14 protein-coding genes and 1 pseudogene are annotated in these 13805 nt (G+C 39.7%); 9 read left to right on the forward strand and 6 right to left on the reverse strand.

All coding sequences use genetic code 11. The features are described 5' to 3' along the window. Together E1176_RS14955 and E1176_RS14960 are read left to right on the forward strand one after the other, a co-directional pair. Positions 1-595, forward strand: a 595-nt coding sequence (locus E1176_RS14955) for a TlpA family protein disulfide reductase (protein WP_155211470.1), incomplete at its 5' end; no start/stop codon positions are given. 3 nt (positions 596-598) lie between these two features. Beyond that, positions 599-1012: a VOC family protein gene (locus tag E1176_RS14960; protein WP_155211472.1), complete on the forward strand. Its 414-nt coding sequence runs from the start codon at positions 599-601 to the stop codon at positions 1010-1012. A 3-nt stretch (positions 1013-1015) separates the two neighbouring features. Here the strand turns inward: E1176_RS14960 and E1176_RS14965 are convergent, their stop codons facing one another. From E1176_RS14965 to argB, 5 genes are all read right to left on the reverse strand, one after another. Continuing rightward, a complete protein-coding gene (locus E1176_RS14965; RefSeq protein ID WP_155211474.1) occupies positions 1016-1636 on the reverse strand; it encodes a sulfotransferase in 621 nt (206 codons plus the stop codon). Between the two features lie 166 nt (positions 1637-1802). Beyond that, positions 1803-3014: a bifunctional glutamate N-acetyltransferase/amino-acid acetyltransferase ArgJ gene (argJ, locus tag E1176_RS14970; RefSeq protein ID WP_155211476.1), complete on the reverse strand. Its 1212-nt coding sequence runs from the start codon at positions 3012-3014 to the stop codon at positions 1803-1805. A gap of 25 nt (positions 3015-3039) precedes the next feature. Further along, entirely contained in the window at positions 3040-4074 is a 1035-nt protein-coding gene (argC, locus tag E1176_RS14975) for an N-acetyl-gamma-glutamyl-phosphate reductase (RefSeq protein WP_155211478.1), read from the reverse strand. After that, positions 4067-5260, reverse strand: a complete 1194-nt coding sequence (locus E1176_RS14980) for an aspartate aminotransferase family protein (protein ID WP_155211481.1) — start codon at positions 5258-5260, stop codon at positions 4067-4069. Before E1176_RS14980 ends, argC begins: the two co-directional genes overlap by 8 nt. 3 nt (positions 5261-5263) lie before the next feature. Then, positions 5264-6103, reverse strand: a complete 840-nt coding sequence (argB, locus tag E1176_RS14985) for an acetylglutamate kinase (protein ID WP_155211483.1) — start codon at positions 6101-6103, stop codon at positions 5264-5266. Between the two features lie 300 nt (positions 6104-6403). Between argB and trxA the strand changes: the two genes are divergently transcribed. From trxA to E1176_RS15015, 6 genes are all read left to right on the forward strand, one after another. Beyond that, the gene (trxA, locus tag E1176_RS14990; RefSeq protein WP_155211485.1) at positions 6404-6727 is read left to right on the forward strand and encodes a thioredoxin; all 324 of its coding nucleotides are present in this window, start codon (positions 6404-6406) and stop codon (positions 6725-6727) included. A 168-nt stretch (positions 6728-6895) separates the two neighbouring features. Continuing rightward, a complete protein-coding gene (locus E1176_RS14995) occupies positions 6896-7348 on the forward strand; it encodes a hypothetical protein (RefSeq protein ID WP_155211487.1) in 453 nt (150 codons plus the stop codon). A 172-nt stretch (positions 7349-7520) separates the two neighbouring features. Then, the gene (locus E1176_RS15000) at positions 7521-7964 is read left to right on the forward strand and encodes a response regulator (RefSeq protein WP_155211489.1); all 444 of its coding nucleotides are present in this window, start codon (positions 7521-7523) and stop codon (positions 7962-7964) included. A 13-nt stretch (positions 7965-7977) separates the two neighbouring features. Next, complete coding sequence (locus E1176_RS15005) at positions 7978-11166, forward strand: PAS domain-containing sensor histidine kinase (RefSeq protein ID WP_155211491.1); 3189 nt, start codon at positions 7978-7980, stop codon at positions 11164-11166. Positions 11167-11277: 111 nt separating this feature from the next. Continuing rightward, positions 11278-11823 carry an inorganic diphosphatase gene (locus E1176_RS15010; RefSeq protein ID WP_155211493.1) on the forward strand — a complete coding sequence of 182 codons (546 nt, stop codon included), beginning with the start codon at positions 11278-11280 and terminating at the stop codon, positions 11821-11823. Position 11824: 1 nt separating this feature from the next. Further along, positions 11825-12328 (forward strand): hypothetical protein, encoded by a 504-nt coding sequence (locus E1176_RS15015; RefSeq protein WP_155211495.1) that lies wholly within the window; start codon positions 11825-11827, stop codon positions 12326-12328. A 2-nt stretch (positions 12329-12330) separates the two neighbouring features. Here E1176_RS15015 and E1176_RS15020 read toward each other — a convergent pair whose 3' ends face one another. Then, on the reverse strand, positions 12331-13500 hold the full coding sequence (locus E1176_RS15020; protein WP_155211497.1) for an exo-beta-N-acetylmuramidase NamZ family protein: 1170 nt from the start codon (positions 13498-13500) through the stop codon (positions 12331-12333). Between the two features lie 47 nt (positions 13501-13547). On the opposite strand from E1176_RS15020, the pseudogene E1176_RS15025 reads away from it, so the two are divergent. Beyond that, positions 13548-13805, forward strand: a pseudogene (locus E1176_RS15025) (ABC transporter permease); the annotation flags it as partial.

Genomic DNA, 13805 nt, shown 5'->3' on the forward strand with positions numbered 1-13805 from the left:
GGTTGTGTACCTAAAAGAAGTAGTTGAAATGCCTCACTACTGGAAAAAGCATCAAAACTTATTCCTGACAAGTGAACTCGAAGAAGCATTGAGTAAACAGAAAAAGAACAGGTATTATCATATAATTGAAGATACGTTTAAGAGCTATTTTGGAACTGGCCTTGGACAACCCGCCTTTAATTTCAGCGTTTATAACAGCGATGGTGAACTTGTGAGACTTTCCGATTATCGTGGTAAACTGGTGGTGTTGGATGTGTGGGCCACATGGTGTGGACCGTGCATCAGTAGTAGACCCGATTACCAGAAAATAGCCGAAAAATACAGTGGCAATGAAAAGATTTCTTTTCTTGCTATCTCAAAAGATGTTAAAAGATATGTCTGGGAGAAATTTCTCCAAAAAAAGGGAAGCTCTACCAACGTTACCGAGTTATACCTACCGTTTGATATGAACGAGCAATTTGATCAGCATTACTTTACAGTATCCATCCCCAGGTACATCTTAATTGACGCCAATGGAAGAATTATAAACGCCAACATTGATGGCCCTTCTATCGCAATGGAAAAAATTATTGAGGACGCACTATCTAAAATTTAGCCCATGCATAAATTATATAAAACACATTTGCCTGAAGCCTGCTCTACAGTAAACACTTATCTTTTTGTGGAGAAACCAGAGGAGTACATCAAGTTTTTGGTTGACGGTCTATTTGCAGAAGAAGTTGGTAGAATGACTGATGAGAAATCTGGCGAAATACAAAATGCCCAAATTCAAATAGGTCACTCAAGAATAATGATTTCTCAGGCACGAGGACAGTTTTTAGGTATGAAGACCTCGATGTATTTATACACCAACGATGTTGACCATTTATACGAAAATGCCATTAAGCGCGGAGCCAAAGGCGAGTTTGAGCCGGCTGATATGGATTATGGAGACCGCCAGGCTGGAATCAAAGACCCGGCAGGCAATTACTGGTGGATTTCAAAAAGGTTAGAGACAAAGGAGTATTATTAGGTTTTACTCGGCACCCTGCTTCTGAAGTAATGTAAATAATTGCTGCGGCTCTACATTTATAAACTGCTGTATCTTATCTAACTCTGCTTTAGGGTCTGATACCAGATTTTCGTAGGTCATTTGCAAAACCGTATGCTCCTTAAATTTCTCATGTATAATGTCGATCATCTCCTTCTGCTCTTTCTCATAAGAGCTTAGATCTTCCTCACTTAAGATAATTTTTATTGGCTCTTCTGTGCTTTTGAGCACGCTGCTCCATGCCCCACTCTTCTCTGCCCTCCGCAATGAAGTAAGCTGCTTTTTCTTGTCGTCTCTGGTGAGGTGAATGATTTTAATGGTTTTATCTTCCACCACTTCATCAAAAGCTACTTTGAATTTGTCTTTGTACATATACTCGTAAAACAACTTCAGGCCTACCGCTTTTATTTTTTTAGACTGCGGACTAAAGGCAAACTCATCTATAGATAGCAACTCTTCTTCGGCCTCCACTTTTCTTCTTATAATCTCTCCATGAGAAAGAATGGCGCTGTGTGAGTTTAGGTAGGTGTGTAACATCGTAGACCCCGAGCGTGGAGCACAAACAATAGCAAATTTTGTAAACTCTTCACTCCTCGAAGTGCTCATCAAGCGCCAAAACCTCTTTCTTTGAACGATCAGCCATGTTTTTAGATATTGCCAAAAATGTTTTATCAATGTATTTTGAGTTTTTTCTTCCTATAAAAAAAGTAGCAAACAAGTCATAATTAAAGACCTGAATGCTACTCAAATGTAGACTATTTCTATTGTAATTCTAAGTGGTGTACACTGAGTTGAACATCACATAGTCAGTAGTAAGATCAGAACCCCAACCTACTGATTTTGCTTTACCGTTGTTAAGATCCAGGGTAACTTTGAGCTGAGAGTGTCGCAATATTCTTTTCATATTATTGCGGTCAAACTCCTGAGGAACTCCTTGCTCAAGCACTTTGAGCGTTTCTTTATCGCTGCCCAGGTACAAATCTGATTTTTCAAAATTGAAAGGCACACCTGCATTACCAGCGGCACACATCACTCGGCCCCAGTTGGGGTCTCTACCAAACATGGCAGTTTTTACTAAGGTAGAATCAGAGATTTCCCTTATCAACTTACGACCTGTTTCTTCATCAGGTGCATTCACAACCTCATAAGTAATAAATTTAGAACAACCCTCACCGTCTGATACAATCAGCTGGGCAAGGTGCATCATTATTTCTTCGAGCCTTTTCTTAAACTCCTGATACCCAGGATCTTTTTTTGTCTTTAATTCCGTATTCTTGGCCATGCCGTTGCACATAACAGCCACCATATCATTGGTTGATGTATCACCATCTACCGTGATCATGTTAAACGATTTATTCACAGCTTCCTTTACCGTTTTGTCAAGCAACTTAGGGTCTATGGCTACATCACAGACGATAAATGCCAACATGGTGCCCATATTAGGGTGTATCATACCAGATCCTTTGGCTATTCCCGCAAGGTTGATCTCTACATCATCAATTTCAAACTCGATATGACCTTCTTTGGGAAAAGTATCGGTAGTAAGTATGGCATTAGCCGCAAAAGAACCGGCATTTGATTTATTCGAAAGCTTGGTGATATTTTCTCTAATACCGGAGACAACATCTTCTGTGGGGAATGGCTCACCAATAAGTCCTGTTGAGGCTACTAAAACAAGACTTTCGTCTATGCCTAGCTCTTCGGCAGTAGCTTTAATCATGGCTTCAGCGCCTTCTTTACCTTGCTGACCTGTACATGCATTAGCATTTCCTGCATTCACAACTATGGCCTGTGCTTTGCCATTTTTAATTTGTTTTTTAGAAGCCTTTATCGGCTCAGCCACTAACTGATTTTTGGTAAAAGTAGCAGCAGCAGATGCCGGAACTTCAGAATATATCAACGCCAGGTCTCTTCTCATAGATTTTATACCAGTATGAGCCCCCCAGCAGGTTATTCCTCTTACACTCGTTAAATTCTTTATCATCGATTTGGTTGTTTTAAGTTTTGGCTTATGGATTTAATGGTATTTGATTGAGACCAGTATTTTCGGGCCAGTCAAACAGTAAATTCATATTTTGCACAGCTTGTCCTGCTGCACCTTTTACCAGATTATCAATAGCACTGATCGTGATTATATTATTTGTGCGCTCGTCATAAGTGACATAAATATCGCAGTAGTTGGTACCTCTTACATCTTTGAGTGTAGGTGGTGCATCTACTATTCTTATAAATGGCTCGCCACTATAAAAATCCTTGTACCTATCCTGTAAATTACTTAGATCAACTCCTGCTTTAGGCTTAGTGTAGATAGTTGAGATAATCCCTCTATCGACCGGCAATAGATGCGGTGTGAACTGAACGACCGCTCCTCCATTATTGAGTCTATTCATTACGCCTTCAATTTCTATCGTATGCCTGTGAGTTGTTACTCCGTAAGCTTTGAAATTGTCATTTGCGTTAGGGAAATGAGTTACTTCCTTAGCTTTGATTCCTGCACCGGTCACTCCTGTTTTGGAGTCAACGATCATGCTGTTCTCAATGATATCACCTGCTCTCAAAGGAGCCAGGCCTAAGATCGCACAGGTAGGAAAACAACCAGGATTAGCAATTAATTTTTTGTCTTTGATCTCATCTCTAAATAGCTCTGGTATGCCATAACCGGCATTTTCAAAGCCTTCTTTAAACACATGTTTTTTCTTATACCACTCCTCATAAATCTCAGGTGAGTCAAGTCTAAAATCACCAGATAAGTCTACAATCGGGTATTTAGCATCAGCGTGATCTTTTACAAAATCCATAGAAACGCCATGTGGAAGTGCTAGAAACACAAGGTCTAGTTCATGGTCATCGATATTTTTTATAGAGCTTAACTCCAGCTCCACAATGCCTCTGAAAAAACCATGCACGTCAGAAAATTTCTCTCCTTTTCTACTTTCTGAAGTAATAGCTGTTATTTCAACTTCCGGGTGATGGTGAAGTATTCTTACTAGTTCTGAGCCGGTATACCCTGTAGCGCCAACAATTCCTATTTTCTTCTTACCCATTGCTCACCTCCTTTACAGATGCTGCAATGACTTCTACTACTTTATCTATTTCTTTTTCTGTGATCACCAATGGAGGAACAAGCCTCAACACATTATTTGCGGTAGCATTGGCAATTACTTTGTGCTCAAGAATTTTGGCAACCAAAGGCTTTGTTTCAAAAGAAAACACTGCGCCTATCATTAAACCTAAGCCTCTTACCTCTTCTAAATGAGGCAAAGCAGCATTAAGTATTTTGTCTTTAAAGTATCTTCCTTTCTCTTCTACTTCCTTCAAAAAAGTAGGATTACTGATCAGGTCGATAGTGGCCAGTGAAGCAGCGCAAGCCAGAGGATTACCTCCGAATGTTGTGCCATGATCGCCATAATTGATGGCATCATCTACTTTTTGCTTGCATAAAATAGCACCTATAGGCATTCCTCCACCCAGGCCTTTTGCAAGAGTCATAATATCAGGCTCTACACCATAATGTTCTTTGGCAAAGAGTTTACCCGTACGGCCGATGCCGCATTGTATTTCATCAAAAATGAGAGCAATATGTTCTTTATCGCATATTTCTCTCAATTCTTTTAAATAAGCTTTTTCAGCCACATGTATACCTCCTTCGCCTTGTACAGGTTCGAGTATAATTGCCGCTGTATTCGGATTGATGGCTGCTTTTACAGCTTCTATGTCATTAAAATCTATTTGTTGAAAGCCCTCAGGCATAGGACCAAAACCATCTTGCATAGTTTTCTTACCCATGGCTATGGTGGCTAGTGTGCGACCGTGAAAGCTATTTGTCATGGCAATAACCTCTCCTGCCTTTCCTTTACTCCTCGCAAATTTTCGAGCGAGTTTTATTGCTCCTTCTACCGACTCTGCCCCGCTGTTGGTAAAGAATACACGATCCATATTCGAAAGTGTACACAGCTTTTTAGCGAGTTCGGTCTGTGGTTTGCTCACAAAGAAGTTTGAGATGTGTACCAGCTGCCCGGCCTGCTCTCTGATGGCTTTGGTCACTTCCGGGTGACAATGCCCGAGATTACACACGGCTATTCCGGCCAGAGCATCGATATATTCGTTACCCTCTACATCCCACAAGCGAGACCCTTCGCCTTTCTCAAAAGCAATTGGGTATCTTTTAAACGTTTGTAAATAGTATTCTTGATCTAATTTGTTAAGTGATGCGTTACTTGACGCTTCCATATATTATTTTTTGATTGTTGTTCCTATTTGTTTGTCATTGTCTACTAAAGCAAGTATTTGTTCTGGCTTCTTACCATTTAAAATCACAGCTTTACCCGCTCCGGTTTCTACAGCCAGTTTACAGGCATCTACTTTGGGTATCATACCTCCTATGATTACGCCTTGCCCTAGTAAAGTCGTTATTTTATCCATTTCCAAGTTTTTGATCAAACTATCAGGATTTTTGATATCCTCCATCAGTCCATCTACATCGGTAAGCACGCCAAAGACCGAGGCCTTCAGGTGCCCGGCAACACTTCCGGCAAAGAGATCGGCATTAATATTATAGCTATTTCCTTTTTCGTCACTCGCTATACAGGTGATTACCGGAATAAAATCATTTTCCAAAAGCGTGTAGATCAACTTGGTATCAATACACTTAACCTTACCTACCTGTCCCAAGCTTATTTTTTTTAGCTCATCTCCTACTGTTTCCTCATGATATAGTTTTTCGGCAGTCGCAATTTTACCATCACGGCCAGACAATCCCACGGCTGTATAACCCAACGTGTTTATAATGTTTACCACTTTACCATTCACCTGACCTTTCAGGGCCATTTCTACATATTTCAATGCCTCTGGAGTGGTTTTTCTTTGCCCTCCAATAAACTCACTTTCAATTTGTGCCACATCCAGCGTCTCTTGTATAAAGGGACCACCACCATGCACTATAACTACAGCATACCCTTTTTCTTTCAGTGCACATACATTTTTCAATACATCATATTGTATGTCTTCTGAAACCATGGCATTGCCACCATATTTTACAACTACTATCGGTTTGCTATTACTTTTTTCAGTCATATTTTACCCTTAAGGGTTATTGAAGTTTGTTTATTTAATTTGCTTTAATAGTATTTAAACAGATAGGTGTGGCAATTGTTCCTCAATAATTGGATTTCAAATTTGCTCATTGATAATCACTGAGATAGAGCTCTGATTGACCCATGTTTGTAAACAATTAAGGGCTTGAATTCATTATAACTGTCACCTATGAGACGATCGATAATAATTATGGCAAAGGCGGTTTACTCTAGGAACGAAAAAACAGTATATTTGCGTTGATCAATAGAACTTTATAAGTAGAATTTTAAATATAGAATAATGAGCAAAGCGATAGAAATAACAGACGCTAACTTTGAAGAGATCATAAATAGTGACAAACCTGTATTGGTAGATTTTTGGGCAGAGTGGTGTGGCCCATGTAAAATGATCGGACCAGTAGTAGAAGAACTAGCTGGCGATTATGATGGCAAAGCCGTAATTGGCAAAGTAAACGTTGACGAAAACCCTAACGTTTCTGCTAAGTTTGGAATCAGAAGCATCCCTACCTTACTTGTTTTTAAAGGTGGTGAAATCGTAGACAAGCAAGTGGGTGCAGTACCTAAAGGTGTGCTTTCACAAAAGCTTGACGCGCAGATGGCGTAAGTAATCAAAATATAGAAACCATAATTAAAGACCTTCTCTTTATCAGGGAAGGTTTTTTTGTGCTTTGTCTGCAAGGTTTACCCCCCCTAAAAGACCGTATATCATCAAACTGGCATATCTGTTGCTAATAGCCCCTATATTAAACATTCAACTCTAAACAACTTTGAAATGAAAAAATTAGGTTTATTAGTGCTATTAGTTGCTGGCACATTTCTAACTGGCCGAGCTCAGGAAGCTCCACAATTTAAAGTCATAACCGTAGTAGAATCAATAGTACCGGGTGGTCTGGGTAGATCGAGAATGATCGAAAACCAATCAGAAATTGATATCGATGAGTTTACTACCGAAAGAACAGATGGTAAGAAAAGTAAGCAGGGTGATGTAAAACGATCCGATGCTAAAGTAGACGAGTTCGCAGAATCTAAACTGCTTAACTTTTACAGTTTAACTGGTATCAATTTTCAGAATATTGCATCAAATGATGCTTTGGTATCGAGCAAGCTAAACCAGATGGCAGAAGAAGGCTGGGAACTAACCTTTGTAACCAGTGCTGTGGAGAGTGATGGCGGCAAAGGAGATGGTAATGGTATTTACATTACTCGCTATATATTTAAAAAATAAATAACCACATTTCTATTTAAGGCCACAAGAATGATATTTTTTGTGGCCTTTCTCATTTAATCTTACGCATTACATACATTCTCTTCTTCTTTTCAAAAACTTTTAGTATTTTCATTAAGGCACATTAGTCAACCTATTTGACATGTGCTTTTTTAGTCTTAGGCTTTTTGGTATGAAAGAGGTAATTAAAATTCTACTTGCAGATGATGATGCAGATGACTGTATCTTCTTCAGAGAAGCCTTAGACGACCTGCCTTACGCTATAAGTCTTACTACCGTAAACAATGGCGTTGAGTTAATGAAGGTTTTGATGGTAGATCAAGACTACAATCCTAACGTTTTATTCCTTGATCTCAACATGCCCATGAAAAATGGGATAGAGTGCTTGGCTGAAATTAAGGCCCACAGTGTTTTAAAACATATACCAGTCATCATTTGCTCTACATCTTACAATAGCGAAGTGGTAACCGCGCTCTATGATATAGGAGCTGATTATTACATAAGAAAACCAGGTAGTTTTCATGAACTCAAACAATTTATCTCGAAAATCCTTAGTGCTATGGCAAATAAAAATTTAGGACAACCTTCTTTAAAAGAATTTGTTCTACAGCCGTGACACACGATCTTCTATGACAAAAACTAAGACCTACACTTTTCTCTCTGGCGATGGTGAAATGGCAAAACTCACCCGTGAAAAAGATTGGAGCAAAACATCTTTAGGAACCCCTGATACCTGGCCCCAAAGTTTACGTACTACACTCAATATTGTCTTAAACTCACGTTTTCCTAAGTTTTTGTGGTGGGGGCCTGAGCTTGTTTGTTTTTACAATGATGCCTACAGACCTAGTCTGGGCAAAGATGGCAAGCACCCGTCTATTTTAGGTATGCCTGCAAAAGAGGCCTGGCCTGAGATTTGGGATATAATCAAACCACTGATAGATCAGGTACTAGAGACAGGAAAGGCTACATGGAGTGAAGACCAACTCGTACCGATTTATAGAAATGGAAAGATAGAAGATGTTTACTGGACCTTCAGTTATTGTCCGGTAAATAATGATGAAGGTATACCTGACGGTATTTTGGTGACATGTACTGAGACTACGGAAAAAGTACGTGCTCATGCTCGTCTCGAGGCCAGTAAAAATGAATTGGATCAGACACTGCACTCAGCGGGTGTTGGTACATGGAGTCTTGATCTTGACACCAATGTGGTCACCAGCAATCAGCTAATCAAAGAGTGGTATGGTATCGATAAAGATGAAATACATTTAGAAGAAATCCTGGAGTGTATCGACCCTAGAGATATCCCACATGTGCAAGAGGCAATTGAAGAGGCAATAAAACCAGAGTCGACTGGTGAGCATGAGGTAAGGTACAGGTTACACAATAAAATTACAGGTCAGGTAAGAACTATCCATGCCAAAGGAAAACTGACATATCGAGAAGGTGAAAATCCTAAATTAAGCGGTGTAGCTCTAGATATCACCAAAGAAACCAGCATAGTAGCCGAGTTGGAAGAAGGTCGAAAAGAACTGAATTTCACATTAAATGCAGCCCAAATTGCCACCTGGAACCTTAATCCAAAAACAAATCACTTTATAGGCAACGACCTGCTTAAAGAATGGTTTGGTATAGATCTTAACGATGAAATACCTTTAGAAACTGCACTGGAGCGAATAGTCAAAAAAGACAGAGACCGTGTAGTAAACGAAATTCAAAAAACCTTAAGCCCAGGCTCCCCTGGAGATTATGAGATCGAATACTCTATAATAAATCCTGAGACTGAAGAAAAAAGAAGAGTAAAGGCCAAGGGTAAAGCAATCTTCGATGAAAATGACCAACCCATTCGCTTTAGTGGTATTCTGCAAGACATTACATCACAGTATTTAGCTAAAAAGCGTATAGAAGAAAGTGAAAGAAGATTTAGAACTGTGGCTGATAGTGCACCAGTAATGATCTGGATGACTGACACCAACAAACAGACTAACTTTTTTAATAAAGCCTGGCTCAAATTTACCGGTAATAAACTTAAAGACGATCTCGGTTCGAGCTGGACTGACAGCATACACCCTAAAGATTATGAACGGTGTAATAAAATTTACGACAGAGCATTTGGAGAAAAAAAAGGCTTCTACATGGAGCATCGGCTCAGGAGGCATGATGATGAATACAGATGGGTTTTTATAAAAGGCGAGCCGCGATTTTCTACGGAAGGCCAGTTTGATGGCTACATAGGCGCCTGTATGGACATACACGAGCGTGTAATCATACAAAAGAGAATCAAAGAAAATGAGCAGAAATTAAACCTGATTATCGAGGCCAGTGAACTAGGTGTTTGGGAGCACGACATACCCAACCAAACAGCCATGTGCTCCGAAAAGTGTCTGGATATTCTCGGTCTTGATGAAAAAGAAGAAATTGAGTTTAAGAGGTTCTTTAAAAACTTCCACCCTAAAGATATTGACAAAAGTCAAAAGTCATACTCACGTTCTTTTGAAAATGGCTCTTTACACCTCGAAACGAGATTGCTTGTCGATGACAGAACCTTATGGATAGAAGCTAAAGGTAATGTTTATTATGATATTGATGGCCGCCCTGCAAGACTCATCGGTACGGTAAGAGATATTACCAGAGAGCGATTTTTTCAACAACAATTACAGGAGAGGGAGCAAAAATTTAGGCTCTTGGCCGACAGTATGCCGCAACAGGTCTGGACGGCCGAGCCAGATGGAAATATTACTTACTTCAATCAGTCGGTATATGACTATTCTGGTCTATCTAAAGATCAGTTATTCAATGGAGGTTGGATACAAATTGTACACCCCGAAGATCGCAAAGAGAATATTAGAGAGTGGACAAAATCTATTGCCACTGGAAACGATTTTCTATTTGAACATCGCTTTCGGAAGCATGATGGAGAATATCGCTGGCAGTTGAGTCGTGCCATACCTCAAAGAGACACCCATGGCAACATTAAAATGTGGGTTGGTACCAGTACCGACATTCAAGATCAGAAGACATTTACACAGAAGCTTGAGAAACAAGTGGCAGAGCGCACCAAAGAGCTACGCCAAAAGAATATTGATCTTGAAAACATGAACACGGAGCTGCAGTCGTTTGCCTATATATCCAGTCACGATTTGCAGGAGCCTCTCAGGAAAATCCAGACTTTCTCCAGCCAGATAATGGAAAAAGAAATCGATAACCTGACAGATAGAGGCAAAGACAGGTTTGACAGAATGCAGCGCGCTGCACGAAGAATGCAAACGCTGATTGAAGATTTACTGGCTTATTCACGTACCAACATTACCGACAGAAAATTTGAGCAGGTAAAATTACAAGAGATTGTAGATGAAGTGAAAGAAGACCTCAAAGAGGAGCTTGAGGTAAAAAATGCAAAGGTAGAAGTATCCGTAGATCAAAACGTAAATATCATAACATTTCAGTTTAAGCAGCTGCTCTATAATCTCATAAGTAATTCATTAAAATTTGCTCGTGACGGAGTCGATCCTGTAATAAGTATAAAAGCAGAAGAGGCCCTTGGCTCTGAGCTCGCTCACGAAGATCTCAAAGACCAGGAGATGTATTGTCACATTGCTATCTCAGATAATGGAATCGGCTTTGAAGATCAATATAAAGATCGGATTTTTCAGGTTTTTCAGCGATTGCACGGTCGCACCAAATACTCTGGTACGGGTATAGGCCTGGCTATAGTTAAGAAAATAGTTGACAACCACGAAGGCTTTATTTCTGCTGCTGGCAAGTCGGGTGAAGGGGCTACGTTCGATATTTTTATTCCCAGCCAAAGCAATTCTTAAAACCAAACCAATTTTTTGGTAACCATATCAGGTATAGTCTGTTATCCTCTACCAACGATTAACTAAAAAGCTCATAAGGCTTTAAACAACAGATTAAACCTAAGAACAACCATGGCATTTGATAAAAGTAATCCCTGGCATCGCGTACCTATCGGAGAAAAATCGCCCGATGTCATCAATGGGATCATAGAAATACCTAAAAATACGAGAGCAAAATATGAGCTTGACAAAGATACGGGCCTGCTCCTGATGGATCGTGTTATCTATTCTTCGATGTATTACCCAGCCAACTACGGTTTTATACCCCAGACTTATTGTGATGATGGCGACCCGCTAGATGTTTTGGTACTATCTCAAATTACTATTGTGCCTATGTGTATTGTTTCTGCCAAAGTGATTGGTGCCATGCGCATGTTTGACGGTGGCGAGATGGATGATAAGATAATCGCTGTAGCGGAAAACGATATGAGCGTAAATCACATGAATGATATTTCTGAATTGCCAGAGCACTTTTTTAAGGAGCTCAAAAACTTCTTTGAAGACTATAAGAAGTTAGAAAACAAGTCTGTAGAAGTAGAAGAATTTCAGAACGTGGATGTGGCCAAAGAGATCATTCAACAAAGTATAAAAGATTACCAAAAACTGATCAGCGAATAATATGCACGACCGCTCAAGAAAATACGAAATCGAATCAATTTTAAGATTAGCTGAGGCACTTAAAGGTGATGAGGTTTCTTACCAATGGCTCAAAGAAAATAATTTTAAAGAACTGGCTGCGCTTTCTGATGTGATACTTCACGACAGCAAAAGCGCAAAGGAGTGGCTTCAGCAATACAATTTCAAAGCACTTTCAGCTTTGCTGAGTGCCCTAAACAATGACAAGTTAGCTTTCAGGTACTTATTGTACAGTGATTTTAAAGAATGGGCGGCTGTTTACAGATGCATCTACAAAGACAATGAGGCTCTTGAGTGGCTAGCCAGATACAACTATAGTCATTATGGCTACCTCGCCCATGTATTGCACACCTTGCAGGAAAGCAACCAGAAAGGCACTTACTTTTATAAACTAAGTAACAGCGATAACGATATGATTAATTTGACCTTCCCCTCAATCAGTGAGGACGGCCACGTTAGTAGCCAGCGTATGTCGGCTTCAGGATAATGCTAAAAATCGGGATAGAGTAAGTAGTTGTTTCTCATTAACTTATAGCGATTGAGCTCTGCCTGCCATGAGGCTTCAATTTCACTTTTGATTTTACCCTCAACTATTTGTTGCTGCAACGTGGCGTTCCCAGCAAGTTTATTAAAAAAAGCATTAAAGAACGGTTCCTTGCCGTTATACAAGTTGTAGTAGTCAATCAAATACTGGATGTCGAAAGCTCTGGTAGCATTCTGCTCTTCAAATAGATGTCCATAGCAAGTCTCCCCTTCATGTTTTGGGTATTTAGACATGCCCTCAATGCTTTTTGGTGTAAATTGATGGGGCATGCCCTCAAAATCAGGATGCCCTATTTGTTGAAAAGGAGCATAAGTGCCTCTTCCCACACTTATAACAGTACCTTCAAACAAACATAACGATGGATATATTTTAATAGATAGATCGTTAGGCAAATTAGGAGATGGTTTTACAGGTAAAGAATATGACATCTTATGGTTGTAATTCTCACACTTAACAATTTCAATATCAGCTTTAGCTCCGTTTTCTAACCACCCTTCTTCATTTATCATTTGCGCAAGCTCTCCTACAGTAAGTCCGTGTACGATCGGTATTGGATGCATGCCAACGAATGAAGAGAACTCTTCCTCAAGTACAGGCCCACCAACATACATTCCATTTGGGTTGGGTCGATCAAGTATCAAAACCTTTTTTTTATTCTCTGCCGCAGCCTCCATCACATAATGCATGGTGCTTATGTAAGTGTAAAATCTGGCTCCAACATCCTGAATATCAAAAATGACAACATCAATATCGGCAAGCTGGTCGGCACTAGGCTTCTTGTTTTTACCATACAGAGAAATTATAGGCAATTGCGTACGAGTATCAATCCCATCTTTCACCACTTCTCCGGCATCTGCTTGCCCTCTAAAACCATGTTCCGGTGCAAATACCTTTTTAATATCAACCCCAAGCGCCTTTAGTGTATCGACCAGATGGGTATTTCCAACTATGGAAGTTTGATTTACAACCAACCCGGCACTTTGAGACTCTAGTAAAGGAATATATTGATCGAACCTTTCTGCTCCCACTTTGATAGGAGCCTGAGGATCTCCAGGTTGCGCTTTGCAAGAAAATATGATGAAAGAAAATGATAGAAATAATATAAGTCTGTTCAAAGCTTAATTAGTTAATTTGCGCTGTATTGTCCAAAAATAGATAATTCTTGAACCTTAGTTATTTTATATCGAAAAGAATAACCGATGAGCAGCAGGGGAGCTTTTCCGCTACTATCCATAAAATTGCTATTGCCAGTATCGGTATAGGCCTGGCTGTAATGATTGTTTCTTTTCTCATACTCAAAGGTTTTCAGGATACTGTAAAAAACAAGATCTATAGCTTTAGCTCTCACTTACAAGTAACTAAATATACAATGGGCAATTCTTTTGAGGAGTCACCCATCACCACAGACAACGCACTTTAT

The organism is Fulvivirga aurantia (assembly GCF_009711475.1).
Classification (GTDB): Bacteria; Bacteroidota; Bacteroidia; order Cytophagales; family Cyclobacteriaceae; genus Fulvivirga; species Fulvivirga aurantia.

Excerpts from the sequence above, each read along its gene's own strand:
- argC (WP_155211478.1), bottom strand. The coding sequence starts at position 4,074 with ATGGGTAAGAAGAAAATAGGAATTGTTGGCGCTACAGGGTATACCGGC.
- argJ (WP_155211476.1), bottom strand. The coding sequence starts at position 3,014 with ATGATAAAGAATTTAACGAGTGTAAGAGGAATAACCTGCTGGGGGGCT.
- E1176_RS15005 (WP_155211491.1), top strand. The coding sequence starts at position 7,978 with ATGACAAAAACTAAGACCTACACTTTTCTCTCTGGCGATGGTGAAATG.
- argB (WP_155211483.1), bottom strand. The coding sequence starts at position 6,103 with ATGACTGAAAAAAGTAATAGCAAACCGATAGTAGTTGTAAAATATGGT.
- E1176_RS15000 (WP_155211489.1), top strand. The coding sequence starts at position 7,521 with ATGAAAGAGGTAATTAAAATTCTACTTGCAGATGATGATGCAGATGAC.
- E1176_RS14960 (WP_155211472.1), top strand. The coding sequence starts at position 599 with ATGCATAAATTATATAAAACACATTTGCCTGAAGCCTGCTCTACAGTA.
- E1176_RS15015 (WP_155211495.1), top strand. The coding sequence starts at position 11,825 with ATGCACGACCGCTCAAGAAAATACGAAATCGAATCAATTTTAAGATTA.
- trxA (WP_155211485.1), top strand. The coding sequence starts at position 6,404 with ATGAGCAAAGCGATAGAAATAACAGACGCTAACTTTGAAGAGATCATA.
- E1176_RS14995 (WP_155211487.1), top strand. The coding sequence starts at position 6,896 with ATGAAAAAATTAGGTTTATTAGTGCTATTAGTTGCTGGCACATTTCTA.
- E1176_RS14965 (WP_155211474.1), bottom strand. The coding sequence starts at position 1,636 with ATGAGCACTTCGAGGAGTGAAGAGTTTACAAAATTTGCTATTGTTTGT.
- E1176_RS14980 (WP_155211481.1), bottom strand. The coding sequence starts at position 5,260 with ATGGAAGCGTCAAGTAACGCATCACTTAACAAATTAGATCAAGAATAC.
- E1176_RS15010 (WP_155211493.1), top strand. The coding sequence starts at position 11,278 with ATGGCATTTGATAAAAGTAATCCCTGGCATCGCGTACCTATCGGAGAA.